Annotated in this window: 20 protein-coding genes and 1 pseudogene; 9 read left to right on the top strand and 12 right to left on the bottom strand. The window is 74.4% G+C overall.

The genetic code is table 11. The features are described 5' to 3' along the window. Positions 1 to 77 precede the first annotated feature (77 nt). The 3 genes from ACYVPE_RS18500 to ACYVPE_RS18490 all read right to left on the bottom strand — a co-directional run bounded on the left by ACYVPE_RS18500 (position 78) and on the right by ACYVPE_RS18490 (position 2,802). Positions 78 to 533, bottom strand: a complete 456-nt coding sequence (locus tag ACYVPE_RS18500) for a hypothetical protein (RefSeq protein WP_461034732.1) — start codon at positions 531 to 533, stop codon at positions 78 to 80. Positions 534 to 599: 66 nt separating this feature from the next. Beyond that, positions 600 to 1,793 carry an RtcB family protein gene (locus ACYVPE_RS18495; RefSeq protein ID WP_461034731.1) on the bottom strand — a complete coding sequence of 398 codons (1,194 nt, stop codon included), beginning with the start codon at positions 1,791 to 1,793 and terminating at the stop codon, positions 600 to 602. A 94-nt stretch (positions 1,794 to 1,887) separates the two neighbouring features. Continuing rightward, positions 1,888 to 2,802, bottom strand: coding sequence for a LysR family transcriptional regulator (locus ACYVPE_RS18490; RefSeq protein WP_461034730.1), 915 nt, complete (start codon positions 2,800 to 2,802; stop codon positions 1,888 to 1,890). A gap of 84 nt (positions 2,803 to 2,886) precedes the next feature. On the opposite strand from ACYVPE_RS18490, the gene ACYVPE_RS18485 reads away from it, so the two are divergent. Both ACYVPE_RS18485 and ACYVPE_RS18480 read left to right on the top strand, forming a co-directional pair. Further along, a complete protein-coding gene (locus ACYVPE_RS18485) occupies positions 2,887 to 3,648 on the top strand; it encodes a sulfite exporter TauE/SafE family protein (RefSeq protein WP_461034729.1) in 762 nt (253 codons plus the stop codon). Between the two features lie 5 nt (positions 3,649 to 3,653). Then, positions 3,654 to 4,232 (top strand): hypothetical protein, encoded by a 579-nt coding sequence (locus ACYVPE_RS18480; RefSeq protein WP_461034728.1) that lies wholly within the window; start codon positions 3,654 to 3,656, stop codon positions 4,230 to 4,232. A 24-nt stretch (positions 4,233 to 4,256) separates the two neighbouring features. Here the strand turns inward: ACYVPE_RS18480 and ACYVPE_RS18475 are convergent, their stop codons facing one another. After that, a complete protein-coding gene (locus tag ACYVPE_RS18475) occupies positions 4,257 to 5,048 on the bottom strand; it encodes an SDR family NAD(P)-dependent oxidoreductase (RefSeq protein ID WP_461034727.1) in 792 nt (263 codons plus the stop codon). 149 nt (positions 5,049 to 5,197) lie between these two features. Beyond that, complete coding sequence (locus ACYVPE_RS18470) at positions 5,198 to 6,211, bottom strand: alpha/beta fold hydrolase (protein ID WP_461034726.1); 1,014 nt, start codon at positions 6,209 to 6,211, stop codon at positions 5,198 to 5,200. Between the two features lie 117 nt (positions 6,212 to 6,328). Between ACYVPE_RS18470 and ACYVPE_RS18465 the strand changes: the two genes are divergently transcribed. Together ACYVPE_RS18465 and ACYVPE_RS18460 are read left to right on the top strand one after the other, a co-directional pair. After that, a complete protein-coding gene (locus ACYVPE_RS18465; RefSeq protein ID WP_461034725.1) occupies positions 6,329 to 6,799 on the top strand; it encodes an SRPBCC family protein in 471 nt (156 codons plus the stop codon). 78 nt (positions 6,800 to 6,877) lie between these two features. Further along, positions 6,878 to 7,234, top strand: coding sequence for a DUF427 domain-containing protein (locus ACYVPE_RS18460; protein ID WP_461034724.1), 357 nt, complete (start codon positions 6,878 to 6,880; stop codon positions 7,232 to 7,234). Positions 7,235 to 7,409: 175 nt separating this feature from the next. Here ACYVPE_RS18460 and ACYVPE_RS18455 read toward each other — a convergent pair whose 3' ends face one another. Both ACYVPE_RS18455 and ACYVPE_RS18450 read right to left on the bottom strand, forming a co-directional pair. Further along, positions 7,410 to 7,544 carry an NAD-dependent epimerase/dehydratase family protein gene (locus ACYVPE_RS18455; RefSeq protein WP_461034723.1) on the bottom strand — a complete coding sequence of 45 codons (135 nt, stop codon included), beginning with the start codon at positions 7,542 to 7,544 and terminating at the stop codon, positions 7,410 to 7,412. Positions 7,545 to 7,692: 148 nt separating this feature from the next. Next, positions 7,693 to 8,406, bottom strand: a complete 714-nt coding sequence (locus tag ACYVPE_RS18450) for a hypothetical protein (RefSeq protein ID WP_461034722.1) — start codon at positions 8,404 to 8,406, stop codon at positions 7,693 to 7,695. 271 nt (positions 8,407 to 8,677) lie between these two features. Here ACYVPE_RS18450 and ACYVPE_RS18445 point away from each other — a divergent pair, with 271 nt between their 5' ends. Beyond that, entirely contained in the window at positions 8,678 to 8,959 is a 282-nt protein-coding gene (locus ACYVPE_RS18445; RefSeq protein ID WP_461034721.1) for a DUF6355 family natural product biosynthesis protein, read from the top strand. A gap of 58 nt (positions 8,960 to 9,017) precedes the next feature. On the opposite strand, the gene ACYVPE_RS18440 is transcribed toward ACYVPE_RS18445, so the two are convergent. Together ACYVPE_RS18440 and ACYVPE_RS18435 are read right to left on the bottom strand one after the other, a co-directional pair. Further along, positions 9,018 to 11,882 carry a family 78 glycoside hydrolase catalytic domain gene (locus tag ACYVPE_RS18440; protein ID WP_461034720.1) on the bottom strand — a complete coding sequence of 955 codons (2,865 nt, stop codon included), beginning with the start codon at positions 11,880 to 11,882 and terminating at the stop codon, positions 9,018 to 9,020. Positions 11,883 to 12,131: 249 nt separating this feature from the next. After that, the gene (locus tag ACYVPE_RS18435) at positions 12,132 to 13,391 is read right to left on the bottom strand and encodes an MFS transporter (RefSeq protein ID WP_461034719.1); all 1,260 of its coding nucleotides are present in this window, start codon (positions 13,389 to 13,391) and stop codon (positions 12,132 to 12,134) included. A gap of 109 nt (positions 13,392 to 13,500) precedes the next feature. On the opposite strand from ACYVPE_RS18435, the gene ACYVPE_RS18430 reads away from it, so the two are divergent. After that, the gene (locus tag ACYVPE_RS18430) at positions 13,501 to 14,082 is read left to right on the top strand and encodes a TetR/AcrR family transcriptional regulator (protein WP_461034718.1); all 582 of its coding nucleotides are present in this window, start codon (positions 13,501 to 13,503) and stop codon (positions 14,080 to 14,082) included. Between the two features lie 12 nt (positions 14,083 to 14,094). On the opposite strand, the gene ACYVPE_RS18425 is transcribed toward ACYVPE_RS18430, so the two are convergent. Then, the gene (locus tag ACYVPE_RS18425; RefSeq protein WP_461034717.1) at positions 14,095 to 14,670 is read right to left on the bottom strand and encodes a rhodanese-like domain-containing protein; all 576 of its coding nucleotides are present in this window, start codon (positions 14,668 to 14,670) and stop codon (positions 14,095 to 14,097) included. A gap of 82 nt (positions 14,671 to 14,752) precedes the next feature. Here ACYVPE_RS18425 and ACYVPE_RS18420 point away from each other — a divergent pair, with 82 nt between their 5' ends. Beyond that, a complete protein-coding gene (locus ACYVPE_RS18420; RefSeq protein WP_461034716.1) occupies positions 14,753 to 15,040 on the top strand; it encodes a metal-sensitive transcriptional regulator in 288 nt (95 codons plus the stop codon). Between the two features lie 30 nt (positions 15,041 to 15,070). On the opposite strand, the pseudogene ACYVPE_RS18415 reads toward ACYVPE_RS18420, so the two are convergent. Beyond that, positions 15,071 to 15,587 (bottom strand): annotated as a pseudogene (locus ACYVPE_RS18415) (MBL fold metallo-hydrolase); the annotation flags it as partial. A gap of 157 nt (positions 15,588 to 15,744) precedes the next feature. On the opposite strand from ACYVPE_RS18415, the gene ACYVPE_RS18410 reads away from it, so the two are divergent. Then, positions 15,745 to 18,345: a LuxR C-terminal-related transcriptional regulator gene (locus ACYVPE_RS18410; RefSeq protein WP_461034715.1), complete on the top strand. Its 2,601-nt coding sequence runs from the start codon at positions 15,745 to 15,747 to the stop codon at positions 18,343 to 18,345. A gap of 277 nt (positions 18,346 to 18,622) precedes the next feature. Continuing rightward, complete coding sequence (locus ACYVPE_RS18405) at positions 18,623 to 23,230, top strand: thioester reductase domain-containing protein (RefSeq protein ID WP_461034714.1); 4,608 nt, start codon at positions 18,623 to 18,625, stop codon at positions 23,228 to 23,230. Positions 23,231 to 23,313: 83 nt separating this feature from the next. Here the strand turns inward: ACYVPE_RS18405 and ACYVPE_RS18400 are convergent, their stop codons facing one another. Beyond that, positions 23,314 to 24,489, bottom strand: a complete 1,176-nt coding sequence (locus ACYVPE_RS18400; RefSeq protein ID WP_461034713.1) for an acyl-CoA dehydrogenase family protein — start codon at positions 24,487 to 24,489, stop codon at positions 23,314 to 23,316. Between the last annotated feature and the right edge of the window lie 209 nt (positions 24,490 to 24,698).

The following is a 24,698-nucleotide window of genomic DNA, read 5'->3' as shown; positions in this document are numbered from 1 at the left end:
TAGACCAATGTTCCGGTCGTGGTGACGGGTTGACGGGCCGTCGGGTCCCGGTGGTGCGGCACCCCCGCCGAGGCGGGCTACGGCTCGGGCGGTGGCGCGAGCAGCAGCGGCCAGTCGTCCACGGCGGGGAACCCGTCGTCGAGCGCGCGCCCGGCCCCGGCCGTGAACACGGCCGTGGCCGCCCCCGCCCCCGCGTAGGCCGCCGGATCGACCTCGGCCTCCGCGCGCAGCACCAGCGCCGCCTCCGGATCGACCGCCGAACGCCGGCCGAACTGCGCCGGGTCGACGCCGATCCGCCGCAGCAGGGACGGCCACACCGCCACGTCGACCACCAGGCGGCCGCCGTCGAGCGCGCGCTCGGCCCAGCCGTCGGTCCGCGGCAGGTAGAACGCGCCGTCCCCCTCGTAGCCGTAGCCGCCGAGCCGGGCGACGGCCCGCTCGCCGGGGGAACCCTCGGGGTCGACGACCAGCATCACGACGGGCGTCCTGGGTTCGTCCGGGTCGGCGCCGGTGCGGACGATGAGCCGGGACATGGGGCGACCTCCGCTGGGGATCGGGCGGGCGGCCAGTAGAACACGAGGCCCTGACCGCCCCCGCCGTCACCCCTTGACGCAGACCACCTGCTTGAGCTGGGCCACCACCTCCACCAGGTCCCGCTGCCGCTCGATCACCTGCTCGATCGGCTTGTAGGCGGCGGGTATCTCGTCCACCACGCCGCTGTCCTTCCGGCACTCCACGCCGTTGGTCTGCTCGGCGAGGTCGCGGGTGGTGAACCGCCGCTTGGCCGCCGTCCGGCTCATCCGCCGGCCCGCGCCGTGCGAGGCGGACTGGAACGACGCCGCGTTGCCCAGGCCCCGCACGATGTACGAGCCGGTGCCCATCGAGCCGGGGATGATCCCCAGCTCGCCCGCGCCGGCGCGGATCGCGCCCTTGCGGGTGACGAGCAGGTCGACGCCGTCGTACCGCTCCTCGGCGACATAGTTGTGGTGACACGAGATGACCTCGTCGAACCGCGGACCGGCCTTCCGGAACTCGCGCCGCACCACGTCCTGCACGAGGGCCATCATCAGCGCCCGGTTGTGCGCCGCGTACTCCTGGGCCCAGAACAGGTCGTGCCGGTAGGCCGCCATCTGCGGGGTGTCGGCGACGAAGACCGCGAGATCCCGGTCGACCAGGTTCTGGTTGTGCGGCAGCCGCTGGGCCTCCCCGATGTGGAACTCGGCGAGCTCCTTGCCGATGTTCCGCGAGCCGGAGTGCAGCATCAGCCAGACGCCGCCCTCGGTGTCGAGGCACACCTCGACGAAGTGGTTCCCGCCGCCCAGGGTGCCGAGCTGCTTCGTCGCCCGGTCGCGGCGGAAGGCCACGGCCTCCGCGACCCGGTCGAACCGCGACCAGAGGTCGTCGAGCCGCGCCGTGCTCACGCCGTGCAGCCGCGCCGAGGACACCGCCTCGTCGTGCATGGCCCGCCCGACCGGGACGGCCTCCTCGATCCTCGACCTGAGCCGGGACAGGTCGCCCGGCAGGTCGTTGGCGGTGAGCGAGGTGCGCACCGCCGACATCCCGCAGCCGATGTCCACCCCGACCGCGGCCGGGCACACCGCGCCCTTCATGGCGATCACCGAGCCGACCGTCGCGCCCTTGCCGTAGTGCACGTCGGGCATGACGGCCAGGCCGCGGATCCACGGCAACGTCGCGACGTTCCGCAACTGCCGCATCGCGCCGTCCTCGACGCCGGCCGGATCCGCCCACATGCGGATCGGCACCCGGGCGCCCGGCAGCTCCGTGAATCCCATGGCCTTCTCTCCCCCAGATCGGTGACTCTCCGTCACCCATTGTGGCCGATCGACCAGGACCCACGGCAACCGGTTTTCCCCACCACGGTGGGTCTCAGCGCGCGCCGTGGGTGGTCGGCTCGGCCGCCGCCGCCGCGCGCAGGTGCTCGGCGAGCGCCTCGGTCGCAGGCGACGCGGTGGGGCTCGTCGCGCCCCAGGCCAGCAGGTGGTGCCGGCGTGCCCAGGGATCCCGAAGACCGCACACGTCGAGCCGCTCCGCGCCGTCGACCACGCGGCGCGGCACCACCGCGAGCCCGACGCCGGCGGCCACCAGGGTGACCAGCACGTCGAGGTCGGCGACGGTGGTGCGGTACCGCACCAGGGGAGCGTGCGGCCCGAGGTGCCGCTCGATCCACCGCCGCAGCGAGGAGCCGGCGTCGAGCCCGACCAGCGGGTGCTCGGCGACCTCGCCGTAGGAGAGTGCGGTGCGGCCGGCGAGCACCCCGCCGGCCTGGCCGATCACCACCAGCGAGTCCTCGGCCAGCGGCTCGAGACGCAGGCCGCAGTCGTGGGCCTCGTCGTCCAGCACCACCCCCAGGTCGGCCTCGCCGTCGGCGAGCCGCCGTACGGTCTCCGGGGTGCGGCTCTCGGCGACCGTGACGTCGACGTTCGGGTGGGCGCCGAGGAACGAGACCAGCGCCCGCGGCACCAGCCGGTGCATGGAGGAGCCGCCGCCGAGCAGGGTGAGCGAGGCGGCCGGGGACCGGGTGTAGCTGGCGACCGCGCTGTCCAGCCGGGCGGTCCTGGCCAGCACGTCGCGCGCGTGGCGGGCGAGCGCCAGCCCGGCGGGGGTGGGGCGCACCCCGCGCCGGCCGCGGATCAACAGCTCGACGCCGGCGTGGTGTTCGAGCGCGCGCACCCGGGCGCTGGCCGAGGGCAGGCTCAGATGCGACCGGTGGGCGCCGGCCGTGATCGAGCCCTCCGCGACGATGGCGACGAACAGCCGAAGGTCGTCCAGGTCGTAGCGCATGAGCCCGAGCCTATGGCAGGGACTGAGGCTGAGTATGTGGATGACGCATTGTGCGTCCGCCGTCCGCCGGGTGATCCTCGGTGGGTGCCCGAGATCCTGCTCGTCCTCCTGGCCGGCGTCGTCGCCGGATCGCTGAACGCCGTCGGCGGCGGGGGCACCTTCGTGGCGCTGCCCGCGCTGGTCGCGGCCGGCCTGTCGCCGGTGACGGCGAACGCCTCCTCGACCATCGCCCTGGTGCCGGGATCGGTGACCAGCGCCTGGGTCTACCGGCGCGAGCTGGCGCCGGTGGGGGAGACCCCGACCGGGAGGCTGACGGCGGTCAGCATGGTCGGCGGAGGGCTGGGCGCCGGCCTGCTGCTGGCCCTGCCGGCCGCCTCCTTCGACGCCGCGGTGCCGTGGCTGCTGGCCTTCGCCACCGTGATCCTCGCCTTCGGGCGGCGGGTCTCGGCCGCGTTGAGCGCGCGGCTCGGACGCCCGCTCGGGATGAGCCCGCGGGCCGTGCTGATCAGCCAGTTCTTCCTCGCCGTGTACGGCGGATACTTCGGCGGCGCCGTAGGCATCATGATGTTCGCCCTGTGGAGCATCGGCGTCGGCCTCGATCCGGCGGCCGGCAATCCGATGCGGGTCGCCCAGGTCGCGGCCGTCTATCTCACCGCGACCGCGCTCTTCCTCGTCGCCTCCGACGCGTTGCGCACCCCGGCGTTGCTCATCCCCATGCTCGCCGGCGCGGTGGCCGGCGGCTTCGCCGGCGCCCACGTGGCCCGCCGGCTCCCGTCCGGAGCGCTGCGGGCCGTCATCCTGACCATCGCCGTGACCATGACCATCCTCTACTTCCTGCGCGGCTGACCGCGATGGCCGACCACACCACCGACCACACCACCGACCACGCCACGGACCACACGACCGACCCCGCGCCGGCCGCCGACGGCTGCCCGGACGCGGCGCGGGCCAGGCTGGTCATGGCCTACGAGGCGTGCCGGCTCGCCGAGTCCGCACGGGCCGCCGTGCCGGTCGGCGAGCGTGAGCTGAACCCCGACGGCACCGCCCGGGTCCCCGGCGCCGCGCTCGCGGACGCCGCCCTGGTGCTCGCCGCCGCGCGGCGGTTCGTCGCGGCCGCCGTCGTGTTCGAACGGCTCGGCGGCGCCGGCTGGCAGCTCGTCGGTGACGCCCTCGGCCTGCCGCCGCGGACGGCGCGCGAGCACTTCGCGCCCGACGAGGCCGGCTTCCTGGCCGAACTCCGCTCCGCGGAACCCCTCGGCGAGGCCGACTGGTGGCGGTCCCACCTGGTCGGGGAGCCACTCGAGGCGGCGCTCGACCTCGACGACTGGGTGCTGCGCCACGCCGACGGCGAGGGCGACCTCGGCCCCGCGCCGGTCTCCCGGGCCCTGCTCGGCGGGCGACCCGGACCCGGCGGCCGCCGGCCGACCTGACGGTCCTTCGCCCCGCCCCCAGGCTCAACGCCGCTCGCGCTGCGCCTCCGCGATGCGCCGCACGACGTCCTGGGTGCGGGCCGGCCGACCGCCGCGCTCCGCCAGGCTTGGGAACTGACCGGCCAGGGCGCAGAGCAGCCGCAGCCGCAGCGGCGCCACGTTGACCTCGCCGAGGTCCCGCTCCACGGCGCGGACCACGGCCGCCGCCACCTGCTCGGGGGTGACCGTCGGCGCGCCGCCCGGCACCGGCTCGCCGGCCGCCGCGAACATGCCCGCGTCCCGGACGTAGCCGGGCTGCACGAGCGAGACGCCCACGCCGGAGGCCCGCAGGTCGAGCCGCAGGCTGTGCGAGAAGCCGCGCAGCCCGAACTTGGTCCCGGTGTAGAGGGTGGAGAGCTGGGTGGCCGCCTTCCCCGACATCGAGCCCACGAAGACGAGATGGCCGCGCCCCGCCTCCCGCAGCCGCGGGGCCAGCAGCCTGGCGAGCATCACCGGCGCGCGCAGGTTCACGTCCAGGGCACGGTCGATCTGCTCCGGGGTGTAGTCGAGGAGGTCGCCGGTGCCGGGCAGCGCCGCGTTGGCGACCAGGATGTCGACGTCCCGGCACTCCCGCGCCAGGTGCTCGAGCTGCTCGCGGTCGGCCAGGTCGGCGGCGACGACCCGGGCGCCGAGCTCGGCGGCCAGCGGCTCGACCGCTTCCGGCCGGCGGCCCGACACCACCAACGCGGCTCCCTCGGCGGCGAGTCGGCGGGCGACGGCGCCGCCGATGCCGCCCGCCGCCCCGGTCACCAGCACGGTCGCTCCGGCGATGCGCATGACGGTGCCTCCCACTCGGCGTTCACGTGTCCGGTCGTGGTGCGGTCGTGCCGTGCCCCGGTCGCGGCCGGGCTCCTCCCGCGACGATAGCGAGCGGCCAACTCGCTGTCTACACAGCGTAGTTACCGGGTGCGGCTGGGTGACACCGCTCAGCCCTCGCCCGCCCGCGCGGCTCCCCGGCCCAGGACGGCGGGCGAGGCGAGCCAGTCGAGCAGCAGCTGGTTGGTCTCGGCGGGGCGCTCCTGCTGGAGCCAGTGGCCGCAGTCCGCCAGGAGGTGGGAGGAGACCAGCCCCGGCAGGGTCACCGGATACGCGTCGAGGGCGTCGGAGAGCCAGGTGGTCGAGGCGTCCAGGGCGCCGCCGACGAACAGCGAGGGCTGGGCGACGGGGGCGCCGTCGAACTCGGCGAGATCCTCCCAGTCCCGGTCCATGTTCCGGTAGCGGTTCAACGCCCCGGTCAGCCCGGTCCGCTCGAACTCCCCGGCGTAGACGTCGAGATCGTCCTCGCTCAACCAGCCGGGGAGCACCCCGGTCGGGAACCGGTCGCGGAGCGCCCCACCTCGGGAGACGAAGTGCGGGTCGGGCGCGCCGGGCGCCGGCATGGTGTCGGCGGACAGCGCGGCGTAGAAACCGGCCAGCCAGCCCCGCACGTCCGGCTCGATCTCCGCCTCGGCCCGCCCGGGCTCCTGGAAGTACGCGACGTAGAACTCCTCTTCGCCCCCCATCCGGGCGAAGATCTCGCTGGGCCGGGGGCCGCCGCGCGGCGTGTAGGGCACGCTCAACAGCCCCACCGCGGTGAAGACGTCCGGCCTGACCAGCGCCGAGTTCGCGGCGATCGTCGCGCCCCAGTCGTGGCCGACGATCGTCGCGGTCCGCTCGCCGAGCGCCACCACCACCGCGACGTTGTCCGTCACCAGATCGAGCATCCGGTACGCCTCGGGGGCGCGCGGCCGGGAGGACCGGCCGTAGCCGCGGACGTCGACGGCTACCGCCCGGTAGCCGGCGGCGGCCAGCGCCGGCAGCTGGTGGCGCCACGAGTACCACGACTCGGGGAAGCCGTGGACGAGCAGCACCAGCGGCCCCTCGCCCTGCTCGACCAGGTGGATCCGCCCGGCGGGCGAGGGGACGAGGCGGTGAGTCGCGACGGTGGAACGCGGTGGCATCTCTTCCTCCAGTGGGGGTGACTCGTTCCGATCATGTGGCGGCGGACGCGACGCGGCGAAGGTTGTTGCCGCTCCGGCAAACCGGGCGTGGGGGCGGGGCCGGACTACCATCCGAGCGTGGCTCCCTTCCGCGTCGTCCGCCGCTCGACGCTCCCCGCCGACGAGGCGTGGCGCCGGCTCACCGACTGGCCGCGCCACGGCGCCCACCTGCCGCTGACCCGGGTCACCGTCGAGCCGCCGGCGCCGACCGGGCCAGGCACCCTGCTCGTGGCGCGCACCGGGATCGGCCGGCTCGGCTTCGACGACCCGATGGAGGTGGTGGGTTGGCGCCCGCCGGCGGACGACGGCCGGGGCCACTGCCGCCTGGAGAAGCGCGGCTCGGTCGTCACCGGGTGGGCCGAGATCGAGGTGCGGCGCCGGGACGGCGGATCCGAGGTCGCCTGGCGCGAGGAGGCGCGGATCAACAGGCCGCCCCGGCTGTTCGACGCCCCGGCCAGGTGGCTCGGGCGCCCGCTCTTCGGCCGCCTGGTCGACGCCCTGCTCGCCGACCCGCCGACGGGCGACCGGGGGAGCCAGCCTCGCGGGTGACTGCCGGTCACCCGGCCGGCGTGGCATCCTCGACGGCAGGGATTCCGGGCCAGGCGCCCGGGACGGAAGGGAGCGTCGATGTCCACCGCTCGGCACACGGTCACCGTGACCCGGGGCGACCAACGGATCCGCGTTCTGATCGGGGGCCGGGTGGTCGCCGAGACCGACCGGCCGGCGTTGCTCCACGAGACGGGCCTGCCGGTGCGCTACTACGTGCCGCACGACGATGTCGACATGTCGCTGTTCGCGCCGACCGAGACGCACACCGTCTGCCCGTTCAAGGGGACCGCGTCCTACTGGACCTTCCTCGGCGAGGACGGCCCGGTCACCGACGTCGCCTGGGCCTACCCCGAGCCGCTGCCCGAGGTGGCGTCGATCGCGGGCCACCTCTGCTTCTACGACACCCACGCGGACATCGAGGTCGTGACCGACTGACGGGCCGGCCGCCGGCTCACCCGCAGCGGGTGGCCAGGTAGGCGTCCCAGGTGATCCGCCCCGTCTCACCTGCGGTGCCGGTGAGGTGCCCGGCCCTGAGCTCCCGGCCCTGGCGCCCCGGCACCCGCAGCCGCACCACCGGCCGCCGCAGCGCCCGGGCCGCGCGCCACCTCCGTCACGTCGACCGGCCGCGCCGTGATCCCGGGGTCGGCCGGCGACTCATCGCCCGCACGTCGTGCCCGGCCGCGACCAGCCCGGGCAGCAGCGCCCGACCCAGCCTGCCCGCCGCCCCCGTCACCAGAACTCGCATGGCGCCCGCCTTCCGTTCAACGGCTCATCAGCTCATCGGCTCATCGGCTCATCGGTCGTTCGGTTCACGATTCACCGGTTGCGCCAGGGAGACGAGCGGACGTGCCGGATCCGTGACGCGGGGCCGGTGGCCGGCGGCCGTGGGGGCTTCAGTGCCTTGGCAGGTTCGCCGCGGCGCCGACGATGAGTTCCTGGGCGACGGTGAACACGAGGTCGCACTGGGCGCGTACCCAGTCCATCTGCCGGGCGTGCCGCTTGGCGCCCATCCCGTTCGGACTCTCGTAGTCCATGGCGTGCACGATCTCGTTCCGCGCGGTGAAGAACGGGTCGAGCTCCGCCAACCGCTGCCCGGAGACGGCGCTGTTCGGTATGCCCAGGGTGTCCCTGACCCGGCCGCGGAGGTCGCCGCTGCCCTGCATGCTGGCGCTGGTGCGCGCCGCCACGTAGAGCTCGATCATCGCCGGGCGTGGCGCCCTGCTGCGCACGGCCACCGCGAACTCCTTCGAGGCGCCGGCGAGTTGCCCCCGCAGGTAGTGGTCGAACTTCCGGGCCGCGTCCGCGTTGCACTCGATCAGCGCCGGCGTGACGTCGCGGACGAGGCGCTTGCAGCACGCGTCGAGCCCGCTGGAGGTGAAGACGAGGGCGGCACGCAGCAGATCCTCCTGGTCCTGCCCCAGCCGGCCGCGGAACTCCTCCCTGGCCTCGGCCCTGGCCCGACGGACCACGGACAGGCCGTCGAAGATTCCCTGGACGCTGCCGTGCGCCCCGCGCAGATACCGCCACGCCGGCGTGATCAGCGGCCTGCGGGGCTTCTGGCCCAGGGGCGCGAGCGTGATCTCCGTGAACCCCTCGCCGCTGCCCATGTTCGAACGCTCCCCACCCGTCACCCGCCCGCGATCCCGGCCGCGTTCGAGGCTACCCGGGCCCGCTGACAGCGGATCGTGGCCGCCTCGGCGGTGGAGCTGATGGCACTGACGGTGCCTCACACGGCGGATGGCGCTCGAACATTGCACGCGCGCCCCTCGCGTGCCTCGGGCACCGTCGGTCACTCCCTTGGCGGCGCCCGGTGGCACCTCGCATGATCAACAGGAGATGTCCTTACATCGCATCCGAAAACGTGAAACGGGAGGAATCATGCGATACGCGATTCGGAGCCTGCTCATCACCGCGGCGGTCGCCGCCTGCACACTGCCGATCAGCCCGAGCAGCGCCGCCGCAGCCCAGGCCTGCGGCTACTGGCAGACCTCGGCCGACGCCTACTACACGCACTGCGACAACGGGAGCGGCAGCCGCGTCGTCATCAACGTCGACACCATCTGGGCGTCCGACTACGAGAAGTGCGTCGGCCCTGGCGACACCCATCTGGGGAGCACCAGCGACGTGCGCGGCGCCTGGTACGTCGGCCGCACCTGCTGACGGCAGGCGGTGACGGCGGTCGCCCGCCGTCACCGCCGCCGACCGGATGGTCGGGCGCTCAGCCGCACCGCGGCTCGTCCCGGCTCGCGGCGCACAGCCGGAGGCGGTGGGTGCCGCCCGTCGTCTCGACCACGAGGTGGCCCCTCCGGCGGGTGACCCGGCGAACGCCCGGGGCGTGGCCGCCCGGCGGGAGGGGCACCCCGTCGACGGTGAGGGCGAGTCGGGCGTCGTCGTCGCCGAACCGGTCGGTGGGCAGCCAGATCTCGGCGGTGCTCGCGGCGGGCACCTGGGCGGTCAGCACGAGGGCGTCGTACTCGGTCCGCCAGTCGACGGCGGCGTCGCCCCGCACGGTGCGGACCCTGGCGTGGGCGTGCGTCAACTGTTCGGTCAGGCGCGGCCGCATCCGGACCACCCGCCAGCCGGGCGCCGCCGGGGCCAGGCCGGCGACGTCGTTGTAGAGGAACGTGCTGATCAGCGCCAGCAGCTTCATGTTCCGGCTGAAGGTCCGGTCGCCGCCCCAGGTCTCCCACACGGTGCTGGCGCCGTTCACCACCTGGTGGCCCCAGCTGGGGAAGGTGGTCCGGGTGGCGATCCGGTACATGACGTCGGCCGCGCCGACCTCGGGCAGCACGTGTTGGAGCGCGGCGGTGCCCATGGTGCCGGTCTCCAGGTGCCCGTCGTCCTGTTCGGTGATCCGATCGACCAGGGCCTCGACCACCCGTTCGCGGTGCTCGTCGGGCACCAGGCCGTGCCACAGCGCCATCGCCTGCGCGGTCTGGGAGCCGGTGGCGTAGCGGCCGGTGCGCGGGTCGAGGAAGGCGTCGTTGAACGCCGTCCTGATCGCGGCGGCCAACGCGCGGTACTCGCGCGCGTCGACGCCCCGCCCGATCGTCTCGGCCGCGTCGGCGACCATGGTGGTGACCGCGTGGAACCAGGCGGTGGAGGTCAGCGCCACCGGGGTGCGCTTCGGGGAGACGCTGCACGTGCCGTCGGGCTGCGGCTCCATGTGGTCACCGAGGCCCTCGCGGAGGATGAGGCCGTCGGCTCGCGACCGCAGGTGTTCGAGGCCGCGCCGCATCGCCGGATAGTGGTCCTCCAGGATGGCCCGGTCCCCGTGGAACCGGTAGAGGTTCCAGACGATGCTCGCGAACGACGTCATCGCGAAGTCGGTCAGGTCGGTGTAGGGCCAGGTCGGCAGCGGCGGAATCTCCTGGTCGTCCGGCACCTCCCAGTCGTCCGGGTCCACCATGCCGCGCCAGTGGATGGGGCAGATGGTGGGGAACCGGCCGTCCGGCAGCTGGGTGTCGGCGAGGTCGTCGAGCCATTTGAGCCAGAAGGCCGAGGCGTCGAAGTCGTACAGGTAGTCCTCGACGGACCAGCCGGGATCGCCCACCCAGCCGACCCGTTCGCCCCGGTCGGCGGCGTCCTGCGGAAAGCCCTGGAAGCTGGCGCGGAAGCTCCACAGCACGTTGCGGTGGATCCGGTTGAGCAGGTCGTCGGAGCAGCCGAACTCGCCGACCCGCGCCAGGTCGGAGTGGACCACCCGGCCAGCCAACTCGCGCACCCGCACCGCGGGGTCGGACGTCGTCACCTCCAGGTGCCGGAAGCCGTGCAGGGTGAAGCGGGGTTCCCAGAGCTCCTCGCCCTCGCCCCGCAGCACATAGGTGTCCGTCTGCCGGGCGGTGAGCCACGCCCCCATGTTGGCGTCGTCGTCCAACTCGCCGTCGGCCGTGACCTCGCCGGCGTGCCGCAGCGTCACCTCGGCCCCGGCGGGCCCCGACACCCGGATCCTGGTCCAGCCGGAGAAGTGCTGGCCGAAGTCCACCAACCGGCGGCCGTCCTCGGTGGTGCGGGTGGCGACCGGTCGCAGGGTCTCGATCACCCGGATCGGCTGGCCGGGCTGGCTCCGCGGGACGGTGTCGGGCGGGCTGATCGCGGTGACCGGCGTCCAGCCCTCGGCCTGGTGGCCCGGGGCGTCCCAGCCGGGGGACTCGCGCCGGGCGTCGTACCGCTCGCCGTGCGCGTAGTCGTTGTACCTGACGGGCCCCGGCGCGGTGCGCCAGCCCTCGTGGGAGGTGACGGTGAGGTGCTCGCCGTCCTCGGTCTCGATCTCGAGCTGGAGCAGGGCGGCCGGCCGGTCGCCGTACGGCGTGCGGGGCATGGGGCCCGGCCCGTTCTCCGGCTCGGCGCTGTACCAGCCGTGACCGAGCATCAGGCCGACCGCGTTCTCCCCGGCCACGAGCCGGTCGGTGACGTCGTAGGTGGAGTACAGCACGCTGGCGCGGGGGATCCGGGCCGGCTGGCCCGCCGCGTCCCGCAGGTCGGGATCGTGGACATAGCTGGTCGTGGCGGGGTCGAGCACCCGGTCGCCGACTCGGGCACCGTTGACGCGTAACTCGTAGTAGCCGAGGGCGGCGACGTGGGCCCGGGCCCGCCGCACCCCGGCGGGGATCGCGAACTGGGTGCGCAGCAGCGGCGACGAGACGCCGGCGCCGCCCCCGATCCAGGTGCCGAGCCAGTCGCCCGGGCCCAGCGGCCCGGTCTCGAAGGTGGTGGGCGGCGCGTAGGGCCCCGGCCTGCCGTCGCGGCCCCAGAGGCGGACCGTCCACCAGTAGCGGCGGCCGGCGGCCAACGGGGCCCCGGCGTAGCGCACGCCGGTGACCTCGGTGGACGCGACCCGGCCGGAGTCCCACATGTCGCCGGCGCCGCCGGCGAGCGGGGCGGGGTCACCGGCCACCAGGATCTGGTGGGCCGACGGTTCGCCGTCCCCGTGGCCGGCCGGCGTCCAGGCGAAGGTCGGTCGGGGCCGATCGATGCCGAGTGGTTCGGCGAGCCGCTGACAGCGGAGCCGGGTGGCCCGCCAACCGGTTGTTCTGCCCGGTCCTCCCGGGTCCATGGCGGAGGTCGTGGTGGAGGTGGTCATGTCGGCTCCCGTCGTCCTGTCCGGTGTCGCCGCGGCCGACCGGGGCCGGCCCGGCGCCGCTTCGACAAGTCTTCGGCGCGCGGAGACCCGCGGACAGCCGGCGAGCCCGACAGCCGACGTGTATCCAGCCCCCCTGGCGCCGGTGGTGTTGGACGAACGTCGAGGCCGAAGGGGCGCTGCCGTTCCCCGGATCCGTCGACACTCACCGGCACCTGTGGCGGTCCGCGCCGCGCCGACCGGGCCCCGACCTCAGGCGGTCTCCTCCAACCGCCCGGTCTCGGCCCGGTGTTCCGCATCGGGGCGGGCCGGACGGCGGCCGACGGCGGGGGCGAGGAAGGCCGCCGCGGCGACGAACACGAGGACCGCGATCATGGCCGACCGCAGGCCGTAGTGGTCGCCGAGGAAGCCCAGGCTGGGCGGCCCGACGAGAAAGGCGAGGTAGCCGATCATCGCCACGAGGCTGACCCGGGCCGTCGCGTTCGGCCCCGAGTCGCCGGCGGCGGAGAGCGCGATGGGGAAGCCGAGCGCGGCCCCCAGGCCCCAGAAGAACACCGCGGCGCCGGCGAGTACGGGATGGTCGGCGAAGATGACGAGCGCCAGGCCGGCGGCGCCCGAGACCGCGCTGGCCCTGACCGTGCCGGCGCGGCCGAGGCGGTCGATGACGAACCCGCCGCCGAACCGGCCGATGGCCATGGCGGCGGCGAACGCCGCGTAGACGGCCGAGCCCATGGTGGGGTCGAGGTCGTGGCCGTCGACCATCAGCAGCGGCAGCCAGTCGTTGGCCGCGCCCTCGGCCAGGGCCATCGACAGCACGATGACGCCGATCAGCAGCAGCCGGGTGTCCCGCCAGACGGGGCCCGCCTCGCTCGGGCCGTCCCCGTCCCCTGGCTCGGCTCCGTCCCCGGCGTCCCCGGCGTCCCGGGCGTCGCCGGCGCGCTTGCCGACGCCGGCGGGGATGGCGCCGTAGGCGGCGGCGAAGAGCAGGGCGGCCAGCACCGCGACGGCCAGCAGGTGCCAGTGGACGGGGAACTCCACGGCGGTGCAGAGGATCCCGAGCGACGCCCCGGCCACCGTGCCGAGGCTGAAGAAGCCGTGCAGGGTGGGCAGGACGGTGCGGCCGGTGAGGGACTCCACCCGCGCGCCGTCGATGTTGACCGCGACCTCGCCCGACCCCATGCCCGCGCCGAACAGCGCCAGGCCGGCCGTGACCAAGGGCGCCGAGGGGAGCAGGGCCCCGCACCCGATGACGGCCATGCTGACCACGACCAGCGTCGTCCCGATGCCGATCACCGGCCGGGTGCCGAGCCGGGAGACCAGCGCCCCGGAGCTGAGGATGCCGATCATCGAACCCACCGAGAGGCCGAACAGCACGAGACCCATCTGGGCCGTCGACGCCCCCAGCTGGTCGCGGATGTCCGGCGTCCGGGTCACCCACGAGGAGATCGCGATGCCGGGCAGCAGGAAGAAGACGAACAACGACCGCTGGCGGCGCCGCGTGGCGAGGTCCATGGATGATGCTTTCGCGATCGACGACAGGACGGAAGCACGCGGGCTGCCCACCGAACTTCCATGTACAAACGTACATAGTTCGGGGGCGCGCGGAAAGAGGGATACGTCAGTGACGAGAACCACGGGTACCCCCAACGACCCCACGCGTCGGGACCGCATCATCGACGCCACGCTCACGGTGATCGCGGAGCACGGCGTCGTCGGGACCACCCACCGCCGGGTCGCGGAGGCGGCCGGCGTGCCGCTCGGGTCGATGACCTACTACTTCGACGGGATGCGGGACCTGCTGGTGGCGGCCTTCACCCGCCTCGCCGAGTCCATGTCCGCCCGCTACCGCGCCCTCCTCGACGCCGCCGAGACGCCGCGGCAGGCCCGCGTCGCGGTCGTGGAGATCATCTGCGGACCCGAGTACGGCACCCCGCGCGAACTGCTGCTGATCTACGAGCTGTACGCCTTCGCCCAGCGCAACCCGCCGGTCAAGGAGGTGACGCGGGCCTGGATGCGGGCCAGCCGCGCCGCCCTCTCCCGACACTTCGACGCCCGCACCGCCCGGGCGCTCGACGCCCTGGTGGAGGGCCTGAGCATCCACGACTCCATGGACGTCGACCCGATGGACCGCCGGGACGTCACGGCGATCGTCGAGGCGATCACCGGCGAGGCGACGGGGCTCGGCGCGGGTGATCGGCGCTGAGCCCCGTGGCGCTCAGCGGCCCCGGAGTTCGGTCAGGGTGTCGTCGAGGTCGGCGGCGCGGGGGCGGTTGTGGGGGAGCTTGGCGAGTACGGCCGCCATGCCGCAGGTGTCGGTGAGGGCGGAGAAGACGAGCCCGGCGGCGATGCCCGCGGAGAGGATCTGGAAGGCCGGGTGGATCAGCAGGCCGAGGAGGAGGCCGAGGAGGACGAGGGCGCCGGCGGTGAGGCGGACCTGTCGTTCCATGCCCCACACGCCGCGGGTGGCGGCCCGGGGGCGGTGCAGATCGTTGCCGTCGGCGGCCCAGGCGCCGGTGCCGCCGGCGAGGGTGGCCGCCTCGACGCCGTTCTCGGCGAGGGTCCGGCAGACGTTCTCGGACCGGGCGCCCGAGGCGCACACGATCAGTACGTCGCCGCGGCCGGCCGCGTGGCGGATGTCGGGCAGGGCCCGCCGGATCTGGTCGAGGGGGACGTTCAACGCGCCGGGCAGGTGGCCGCCGGCGTACTCTCCCGGGGTGCGGACGTCGATGACGGTCAGTTCGTGCAGCCGGGTGCGGGCTTCGCCGGCGTCGAGGACGTTGGGCGTGGTCATGGCAGGCGTCATCCTTGTTTCTCGACGGTGCCCCGAGGGGCGGGAGTATATTACCCCTGGGGGTATGTAGTGAGGAGTGGTGGTGGAGCTTGATCTGGCGGGTGCTGAGCTGAAGGCGGTCCTGAACCGGCTGCGCCGGGCGCAGGGCCAGATCGCCGGGGTGATCCGGATGATCGAGGAGGGCCGGGACTGCGAGGAGGTCATCACCCAGCTGGCGGCCGCGTCCCGCGCGCTCGACCGGGCCGGGTTCGCGATCATCGCCACCGGGCTGCAGCAGTGCCTGACCGACACGAAGGACGGCGGTCGCTCCGACGAGGACCGGGACGAGATGCGCGGCCGACTGGAGAAGCTCTTCCTCTCCCTGGCCTGAGCGGTCCGCTCGCGGGGCTCGGACGATCACGTCGGGCAGGGCGTCGGCGAGGCGGTGGGCCGAGGCGTGTTGGGCGCGGGCCAGTCGCTCGGTCATGCGCGGTTCGACGAGATCCGGACGACCTACCGTGCCGATGAGCGGCGAGCCGCCGGTGAACGCGGCGACCGGGCGCCCCGCCTCGCCGAGGACGTACGCGGTGTGGTGCGGGGGTGTGCCCGGGCGTGGCGACGGCCGTCAGGGTGAGGTCCGCGCCCACGGCCACGGAGTCGCCGTCGGCGACCGGCGTCCGGGGGAAGGAGACCCGCGCGTCGGCCGGCACCAGGTAGGCGGCCCCGGTGACGCGTGCGAGCTCCAGGCCGCCGGAGACGTAGTCGTTGTGGACATGCGTCTCCACCACATGGGAGATGCGCACTCCTCGGCGGGCGGCGGCGGCCAGCACCCGGTCGACGTCACGGGGCGGGTCCACCGCCACCCCCGCGTGTTCCCCACCGGCGAGGTAGCCGCGGTTGCCCAGGCCCTCGACCTCGATCACCTCGACGAAGAACACCCGATTCTCCCTTCGCGTGGAAAAGTACCCCGGGGGGTATTCTGATCTCACCGCAGCACGCTTACCCCCGGGGGTATATTGTGGAGTCGCGTGGAGTCACCGGGCCGTCGCGTACGGGAGCCGATCAGCCGCCCGTGGGGGACTTGGCGGCGCGCTGGTGCTGGAGGGCGAGGCGGGCATCGGGAAGAGCGCCCTGCTGGCATACGCCCAGCAGGCGGCGTCCGGGTTCCGGGTGGTTCGGACGTCGGGGGCGGAGTTCGAGCAGGAACTGCCGTACTCCGCGCTGCACCAACTGTGTGTGCCGATGCTGAAGCACCTCGGCGAACTGCCGGACCGGCATCGGGACGCCCTGCGGATGGCCTTCGGGCTGGCCGAGGGCACACCCGACCCGTTCCGTGTCGGCCTGGCCACGCTGGGCCTGGTGACGACGGCGGCCCGGAAACGGCCGCTGTTGTGCCTGATCGACGACGCGCAGTGGGTCGACACCGCGTCCGCGAGGGCGATGGCCTTCCTCGCCCGCCGGGTCGCCGCCGACCCGGTGGCGATGATCTTCGCGGTGCGGTCGACGTACGCGGCCAACGGGCTCGGCGAGTTGCCGCGGCTGCCCGTCCGCGGACTGAGCGACGAGGACGCCAAGGCGCTGCTGGCGGCACGAAGCCCGTTCCCCCTCGACGATCAGGTCCGGGACCGGCTCGTCGCCGAGGCGCACGGGAGCCCGTTGGCCCTGCTCGAACTGCCCTGCGCCGGTGGCTTCGTCCTGCCCGCCACCTCATCGGTGCCGACCCGGATCGAGCACGGCTTCCGAGCCAGGCTGGCCGGTCACTCCACCGAGGCCAGGCTTCTGCTGATCGTGGCGAGCGCCGACCCGACCGGCGACCCCGGCCTGTTGTGGCCGGCCGTGCGTCAACTCGACCTCGACGTGACACCGGCCAGCGCGGAGGCGGACGCGACGGGACTCGTCGAGTTCGGGGCCCGTATCCGCTTCTGCCATCCGCTCGCCAGGTCGGCGGTCTACCGCGTCGCGGACGTACGCGAACGCCGGGCGGCGCACCAGGCGCTGGCGGCGGTCACCGACCCGACCACGGCACCCGACCGCCGGGCCTGGCACCGCGCCCAGGCCAGCCCGGGCCCCGACGAGGACGTCGCCGACGAACTGGAGCGGTGCGCGACGCGGGCCCACGCGCGAGGCGGCGTGGCGGCCGAGGCGGCCTTCCTCGAACGCTCCGTGGCGCTGTCCCTGGATCCCGCACGCCGGATCGAACGCACGCTGCGCGCCGCCCAGGCCAACTTCGACGCGGGACAGTCCGGCAAGGCGGCCGGCCTGCTCGCGACTCTCGGGACCACCACGCTCGACGTGTTCCAGCACGCCGAGGTCGACCTGTTACGCGGCCGGATCGCCTTCACCCGGTGCGGCGACGGCTCGGGACCGAGGCTGATCGGGCGTGCCGCCCAACGCCTCGCGAGCCTGGATCCGGACCGGGCAAGGGACTGTTTCCTCGACGCCATCGAGATGAGCCTGGCCGTCGGCCGCGGCGGCGTCGTCATCGACGGAGTCCTCACCGCGGCCCGGTCCACGGCGCCGGAATCGAGCTCGCCCGACGCCCTCGACGCCCTGAACGTGCTGGCCACCGACGGGTACGAGGCCGCGGTCCCGTTGCTCCGCCGGGCCCTCTACGACATGGTCGACCCGTTATGGACGCGGCGCCCCGCGCTCGCCACCATGATCGCCGTCGAGCTCTGGGACCTGGACACCCAGGCGGCCATCGCCGCCTGGCTGGTGAAGGCGGGCCGCGCCTCGGGCTCGCCGATGCTGCTCAGGCTCGGCCTCGCGCAGAAGGCGGTCGAGGCCACCCTGATCGGCGACATCGGGCAAGCGATCGCCACCACCGCGGAGGAGGCGGCGATCGCCGACGCTACCGGCGCCCCTCCGTTGCTCCACCACCGGCTGCACCTCGCCGCGCTGCGCGGCCGCCGCGACGAGGCCCGCAAGCTGTACGCGGCGGTCGCCGCGGCACCGGCCAACGGTTCGGGGCAGGTCACCAACCTGCACTGGACGTCCGCGATCCTCAACAACGGTCTCGGCGACTACCCGGCCGCGCTGGTCGCGGCCCGCAAGGCCACGGAGCACGGCGATCTGTTCCTCACCGGAGTGGCCCTCCCGGAACTGATCGAGGCCGCGGTCCGCTGCGGCGACCACGGCACCGCGGCGCGGGCCCTGGACTCCCTCGCCGAGCGAACCCGGGCCGCCGAAACCACCACCGGCCGCGGCGTCCTGGCCTACGCCCGAGGACTCGTCACCGGCGACGAGGACCACTACCGGGAGGCCGTCGACCTGCTCACCGAAGGCCCGCTCGTTCCCTACCTGGCCAGGGCGCACCTCCTGTACGGCGAATGGCTGCGGCGCCGGCGCCGCCAGCACGAGGGCCGCGAGCACCTGCACACCGCCCACGAGCTGCTGTCCAGGGCCGGTGCCGAGGCCTTCGCCCGGCGGGCCGCCGACGAGCTGCGCGCCATCGGCGAACAGGTCAAGGCCCGGCCAGAGCGGACCTACGAGAAGCTGACCATGCAGGAGGTCGCCGTCGCCCGCCTCGTGGCCTCGGGCGCCACCTCGAAGGAGGTCGCCGTCCACCTCTACATCAGCAAACGCACCGTCGACGCCCACCTGCGCAACATCTTCCGCAAGCTCGGCATCACCTTGCGCAGACAGCTCAGAAACCACCCCGACCTCCGCATCCAGGACCGGTCCAGCGGCTCGTGAGCGCCGCCGCGCCTTTCGCCAGCGGGCGGGTGCCTACCGCGCCGGCGCCGTCGAATAGGCAACATGTGCTGATGCGACGGGACACCGGGCCGGTCGATAGTCGGATCATGGTCGCAAAGAGCCACTGGCCGTCACCGTCGGTGCGCCGGTCGTCCAGACCGCACAGGGGCAACGCACACACAGAACGCCATCGCCGACCGCTCGAACCCACAGACGGGAAGAGGCAGTGGAATTCCGGGTACTTGGACCATTGGAAGCGTCCGTGGGGGAGCGCAGGTTGACGCTGGGAGGACACAAACAGCGGGCCGTCCTGGGTCTGTTGCTGTTGCGGGCGAACCGGGTGGTGGCGACCAGCGAACTGCTGGGCGCGCTGTGGCCCGACGAGAACCGGCCGACGACGGCCCGCAAGATCGTGCAGAACGCGGTGTGGTCTCTGCGCGCCCTGTTCGCGGAGGCGACCGCCGACCACGGGGGCGCCGGCCCGGAACTCGTCACCAAGGCGCCCGGGTACGTGCTGCGGATCGCGCCCGACCAGGTCGACCTGCACCGCTTCAACCGCGGGGTCGCCGAGGGCAGGGCCGCGCTGACGTCCGGGCGCCCCGAGGAGGCCGCCCGGCTGCTGAGCGCCGGGCTCGCGGAGTGGCAGGGACCGGCGCTGGCCGACCTCGTCGAGGCCGGCACCGACTGGCCGGAGCTGATCGCGTTGAGCCGGCTGCGCCTGGACGTCATGGAGGACCGTTTCGAAGCCGAACTGCGCAGCGGCAACGACCTCGCGGTGCTCGGCGAACTGGTGGCCCTCGCCGAGGAGGAACCGCTGCGTGAACGGCTCTGCGGCCAGCTGATGCTGGCCCTGTACCGCTGCGGCAGGCAGGCCCAGGCGCTGAACGTGTTCAGCCGGGTGCGCCGCGCCCTGGTCGAGGAGCACGGGCTCGAACCCTCCCACGAACTCAAGGTGTTGCAGCAGAACATCCTGACGCACGCCGTCACCCTGCAACGAGGCAACCGCCCCGAGGAGCGAGCCCTGGTCGAGGGCCTCGCCGAACTGCACCTGAGCGGCGCGACCGTGGACTGGGAGGCGTTCTACGCCGGCACCGGTGCCCGCCGGATCCCGCTGCCCGCCTACGCCTTCCAGCACCGGCGGTACTGGGTGGAGGCGTCCACCGCGACCGCCGACGCCACCGGGCTCGGCCTCGACCGCGTCGAACACCCGCTGCTCGGCACGGCGTTGCCACTCGGCGACAGCGACGAGACGGTCTTCACCGGCACCCTGTCCACCCGCGCCCACCCCTGGCTCGCCGCGCACCCGGTGGGCGGCGAGCCCGTCGTGCCAGGCGCGGTCCTCGCCGAACTGGCCATCCGTGCCGGCGACGAGACGGGCTGTGCCGTGCTTGAGGAGTTGGCCCTCGACGAGCCGCTGGTGCTCCCCGCCGAAGGACCGCTGACCCTCCAGGTCAGGGTCGGCGCCGCCGACGCCGAAGGCCGGCGCGCGCTGACCGTGCACTCCCGGCTCGGCGACGCCGGGGCCTCGTGGCTGCGCCACGCCCACGGCCGGCTCGGCGCCGGCCGGCTCACCCCCGCCGTGCCGCCCGCCACCCGCGACTGGCCGCCCGCCGAGGCGGAGCCGGTCGACCTGGACGAGCCGCGGGAACGGCCGGCCGCCGAAGGGACGACGCACGACCGGGGAGCGGCCGTGCTGACCGGGGTCTGGCGCCACCCTGACGGGCTCTCCGTCGAGGCGCGGCTGACGGACGAGGCGACCGAGCGGGCCGACGCGTTCGGCATCCACCCCGCCCTCCTCGACGCCGCCCTGCGCCCGGTGCTCGGCCCGCTGCCCGCCGCCACGCACTGGCGCGGCGTGCGCCTGCACGCCACCGGCGCGCGGCAGGTGCGCGCCACGCTCACCCCGGGCCCCGAGCCCGCGACCTACACGCTGCGGCTGACCGACCCGGCCGGCCAGCCGGTCGCCGACGTCGAGGCCGTGACCCTCGCCCCGCTCGCGCCCGACACGCTCACCGCCGCTCGGACCCGCGACCACGACGCGCTCTTCCGCGTCGCCTGGACCCCGAGGCCGCTCGCGCCCGCGACGCTGCGCTGGGCCGAACTCGCCCCGGACGACGTCGAGGCCGGACTGGCGGCCCTCACCGCCGCCCTCGCCGGCGGCGCCGAGATCGACGCCGTGCGGGTCCGCCTCGCCTCACCGGCCGGCGCCGCGCCCCCCGAGTCCGTGCACGCCACCGTGGGCCGCGCCCTGGAGCTGGCCAAGCGCTGGCTCGCCGAGGACGCGCTGAACGGCGTCCCGTTGGCCGTGCTCACCAGCGGCGCCGTGTCGACCGCCGACGGCGAGGACGTCGACGACCTGGGCGCCGCCGCGGCCTGGGGCCTGCTGCGCTCGGCGCAGTCCGAGGCGCCGGGCCGCATCGTCCTGGCCGACGCCCCCGACCCGGCGGCGCCCGGCCTGGAAGCCGCCCTGTCGGCCCTGGTCGCCTCCGGCGAACCCCAGGGCGCCCTACGGGAGTCGGCGGACGGGCGGGTGCTGGTGCCCCGGCTGGTGCGCCAGGCGCGGCCGGCCGCCGCTGCTGCCCCCGCCTGGGACCCGGAGGGCACCGTGCTGATCACCGGCGGCACGGGCACCCTCGGCGGGCTGTTCGCCCGGCACCTGGTGACCGCGCACGGCGTGCGGCACCTGCTGCTGGTCAGCCGGCGCGGCCCCGAGGCCCCGGGCGCCGCCGAGCTGGTCGCCGAACTGGCCGTCCTTGGCGCCTCGGTGACCGTCGCCGCCTGCGACGTCTCCGACCGGGACGCCCTAGCCGGCGTGCTGGCCGCGGTGCCGGAAGCGCACCCGCTGCGCGGCGTGGTGCACACCGCCGGCACCCTCGACGACGGCGTGATCCCCGCCCAGACCCCGGAACGGCTGGCCCGGGTGCTGCGGCCCAAGGCCGACGCGGCCTGGCACCTGCACGACCTGACCCGCGCGCTCGACCTGACGGCGTTCGTGGTGTTCTCCTCGGTCGCCGCCGCGGTGGGCGGCCCGGGCCAGTCGACCTACGCCGCGGCCAACGCCTTCCTCGACGCGCTGGCCAGGCACCGGGCGGCCCGTTCCTCGGCCGCCACCTCCCTCGCCTGGGGCCTGTGGGCGCAGGCCTCCGAACTCACCGGCAACCTCACCGAGGCCGACCTCGCGCGGATGGCCCGCGGCGGCTTCCCCCCGGTCGCCACCGCACAGGGCCTGGCCCTCTTCGACCTCGCCCTGCGCGGCGGCCGGCCGGACGCGGTCGCCACCCCGCTCGACCTGGCCGCGCTCCGCGCCCAGCCCCGCGTCCCCGCCCTGCTCGCCGCCCTCGTCCGCGTCCCGGCCAGGGGCACCGCCCACGGCTCGGCCGGCGAAGGGCCCTCGCTCGCCGACCGGTTGGCCGCCTCGGACGACGGCCAGGAACGGCACGCCGTGATCCTGGCCGCCCTGCTGGCGGAGACCGCCCGGGTGCTCGGCCGCTCGGGCCCCGAGGGGATCGCCCCCGACCGGCTCTTCCCCGAGCTCGGCCTCGACTCGCTCACCTCGGTCGAACTCCACAACCGGGTCTCGGCACTCACCGGCCTCACCCTGCCCGCCACCCTGGTCTTCGACCACCCGAGCCCCCACGACCTCGCCACCCACCTGCTCGCCGAACTGGCCCCCGCCGACACCGCGGCACCGGCCGCCGACACCGTCGACCACGCGGCCGACATCCGCCTCGACGACGACATCCGGCCGGCCGCCCAGGTGGTCCGCACCGTCGACGACCCCCGGGAGATCCTGCTCACCGGCGCCAGCGGCTTCCTCGGCGCCTTCCTGCTGCGCGACCTGATGCGCACCACCACCGCCCGGGTCCACTGCCTGGTGCGCGGCGCCGACGAGGCCGCCGCCCGCGCGCGGCTGCGCGACAGCCTGGAGTGGTACCGCGTCTGGGACGCCGTCGACGAGAGCCGGCTCACCGTCGTGGTCGGCGACCTCGCCGAGGAGCGCCTCGGGCTGGCCGAGGAGCGGTTCGACGACCTGGCCCGCGCCGTCGACGTGGTCTACCACGCCGGCGCCGCCGTCCACTGGCTCAAGCCCTACCAGGCGCTGCGCGACGCCAACGTGCGCGGCACCCGCGAGATCCTGCGGCTCGCGGCCAGGCACCGCACCGTCCCGGTCCACCACGTCTCCACCGTCGGCGTCTTCGACGGCCCCGTGACCCCGGGCGTGCCGCTGAGGGTGACCGACCCGACAGGCCCCGCCGAGGCGCTGCCCAGCGGCTACCTGCGCAGCAAGTGGGTCGCCGAGCAGGTGATCGACCTGGCCAGGGAACGCGGCCTGCCGGTCTCCGTCTACCGGGTCGACGTCATCTCAGGCGACCGGGAGAACGGCGCCTGCCAGACCCGCGACTTCGTCTGGCTCAGCCTCAAGGGCCTGATCCAGGCCGAGTTGGTCCCCTCGGCCCCCGGCGGCCGGTTCCACCTGCTGCCGGTGGACTACGTCAGCGCCGCGATCCTGGGCATCTCCACCCGCCCGGCCGGCGCGGGCGGCACCTACCACCTGTTCAACCAGAGCTCGTTGAGCCTCGCCGACTGCGTGGCCCAGCTGCGGCGGCTCGGCTACCGGCTCGGCGAGGCGGATCCCGTGCGCTGGCGCGAGGCGGTGCGGGCCGACCGGGACAACGCCCTGCTGCCGCTGCTGCACGCGTTCGAGCTGATGACCAAGGACACCGACGCGTTCTACCCCGTGCTCGACACCGGCGACACGGAGGCGGCGCTCGACGGCACCGGCATCAGCTGCCCGCCCCTGACCGGTGAACTCTTCGCCAGGTACGTCGAGTTCTTCGTCCAGGAGGGCCACTTCCCGCCCGCCCCCGAGGCCGCGCGGGAGTGAGGCGACACGAACGGGCCGCCGGCCGCCCCCTCGGGGGCGGCCGGCGGCCCGTTTTCAACGGCCTGCCGGGCGGCTCGGCCGGATCAGAGGATCTCGGTGCCCGGGTCGAGGCCGAGCAGCACCCGGCCCTGGACCTCCAGGTTGGTGTGCACCTGGGCCAGCGCGTGCAGCGTGAAGCCGAGGATGTCGCGGTGGTACCGCTGGAACGGCACGCTCCGCTTGATCACGGACGCGCCGCTGAGCGCGTACAGCAGCTCCACCGCCTCCTTCGCCAACTCGGCGGCGAACGCGGTCTGCCCGCGGACCTGCGCCTTCTCCGCGTCGGTCGGCCGGCCCCCGGCGTCGGTGCGCTCCTGGATGAGCGAGATGACCCGCCCGTTGAGCGCGGCCCCCGCCTCGATGCGGTTGGCCGCCGCCGCCACCTGCTGCTGCGTCAACGGGTGTTGCCGCTGGTCCTCCCATGACGTGTAGGTGATGCCGCGCCCCGGAATCCGCTCCAGGAAGTGCTGGTAGGCGCCGCGCGCGATGCCCGTGGCCATCGAGGCGTACAGCGCCATGATGAACGAGACCAGCCCGTACTCGCGCCCCGGCAGCCCCGCGTTCCACCGCTCACCGGTCTCGCCCACCGTGGCCCCGCCGTACGAGACCGTCCGCTGGACCGGGACGAAGACCCCGTCGGCGACGGTGGTGGCGCTGCCCGTCCCCCGGCCGGCCGACACGTCCCAGTCGTCGACGATGGACAGCTCCCGCATCGGGACGAGCGCGAAGACCTCCTCCTCGGTGCCGTCCGCGTGCTCGACGACGGAGGCCAGGCAGTTCCAGTCGGCGTGGTGGCAGCCCGAGTTGTAGCTCCAGCGGCCGTTGAGCACGTAGCCGCCGTCGACGGGCGTCAGCCGGCCGGTGAGCGCGAACCCGAGCGACACCCGGACCGAGCCCCCGTCGAACACCTCCTTCTGCGTCTCGTCCGGGTACAGGCCGGCCATGACGGCGCCGGTGAGCCAGATGGTCATGTTCCAGCCGGACGACGGGCAGGCGCTGGCCACCTCGCCCACCACCTCGGCGTGCTCGGCGAGCGGACGACCGAGGCCGCCGAACCGCTCGGGCACCGCCATGCGGAACACCCCGGCCTGGTCGAGAAGCCTGACCGTCTCCCGCGGCACCTGGCCGCGTTCCTCGGCCTCCGCGCCGTGCGCCGCGATCACGGGAACAGCCGCGCGGACCAGGTCCAGAACCTCCGCCGTCTCCTGACGACCAGTCATGCGTCCCTCCGAACCGGTTGAGCCCGTGGATATCCGGGCTTTCCCTCGGAAACTAGCCAGCGCCGCGCACCGCACGGCCATCGCGGGGTCACTGAGCGGTCTTTCCCCACTCCGGAGCGCGCCGCGGCCCGAGTTCGACACCGGTCGCCCATATGGGAGGGCCGCGGAAGGAAGGCGGGCGGTATCGGCGAAGCGGAGGGCGGGCATAT

The sequence above is a fragment of the Streptomyces mayteni genome, from assembly GCF_054783955.1.
This window is presented reverse-complemented; position numbering and strand designations above follow the sequence as displayed.

Bases quoted from the DNA above. Each gene is read 5' to 3' on its own strand.
- ACYVPE_RS18435 (WP_461034719.1), bottom strand. From the start codon at position 13,391: ATGGACCTCGCCACGCGGCGCCGCCAGCGGTCGTTGTTCGTCTTCTTC.
- ACYVPE_RS18440 (WP_461034720.1), bottom strand. From the start codon at position 11,882: ATGACCACCTCCACCACGACCTCCGCCATGGACCCGGGAGGACCGGGC.
- ACYVPE_RS18480 (WP_461034728.1), top strand. From the start codon at position 3,654: ATGGCCGACCACACCACCGACCACACCACCGACCACGCCACGGACCAC.
- ACYVPE_RS18500 (WP_461034732.1), bottom strand. From the start codon at position 533: ATGTCCCGGCTCATCGTCCGCACCGGCGCCGACCCGGACGAACCCAGG.
- ACYVPE_RS18425 (WP_461034717.1), bottom strand. From the start codon at position 14,670: ATGACCACGCCCAACGTCCTCGACGCCGGCGAAGCCCGCACCCGGCTG.
- ACYVPE_RS18400 (WP_461034713.1), bottom strand. From the start codon at position 24,489: ATGACTGGTCGTCAGGAGACGGCGGAGGTTCTGGACCTGGTCCGCGCG.
- ACYVPE_RS18470 (WP_461034726.1), bottom strand. From the start codon at position 6,211: ATGCCACCGCGTTCCACCGTCGCGACTCACCGCCTCGTCCCCTCGCCC.
- ACYVPE_RS18475 (WP_461034727.1), bottom strand. From the start codon at position 5,048: ATGCGCATCGCCGGAGCGACCGTGCTGGTGACCGGGGCGGCGGGCGGC.
- ACYVPE_RS18490 (WP_461034730.1), bottom strand. From the start codon at position 2,802: ATGCGCTACGACCTGGACGACCTTCGGCTGTTCGTCGCCATCGTCGCG.
- ACYVPE_RS18450 (WP_461034722.1), bottom strand. From the start codon at position 8,406: ATGGGCAGCGGCGAGGGGTTCACGGAGATCACGCTCGCGCCCCTGGGC.
- ACYVPE_RS18495 (WP_461034731.1), bottom strand. From the start codon at position 1,793: ATGGGATTCACGGAGCTGCCGGGCGCCCGGGTGCCGATCCGCATGTGG.
- ACYVPE_RS18455 (WP_461034723.1), bottom strand. From the start codon at position 7,544: ATGCGAGTTCTGGTGACGGGGGCGGCGGGCAGGCTGGGTCGGGCGCTG.
- ACYVPE_RS18460 (WP_461034724.1), top strand. From the start codon at position 6,878: ATGTCCACCGCTCGGCACACGGTCACCGTGACCCGGGGCGACCAACGG.
- ACYVPE_RS18445 (WP_461034721.1), top strand. From the start codon at position 8,678: ATGCGATACGCGATTCGGAGCCTGCTCATCACCGCGGCGGTCGCCGCC.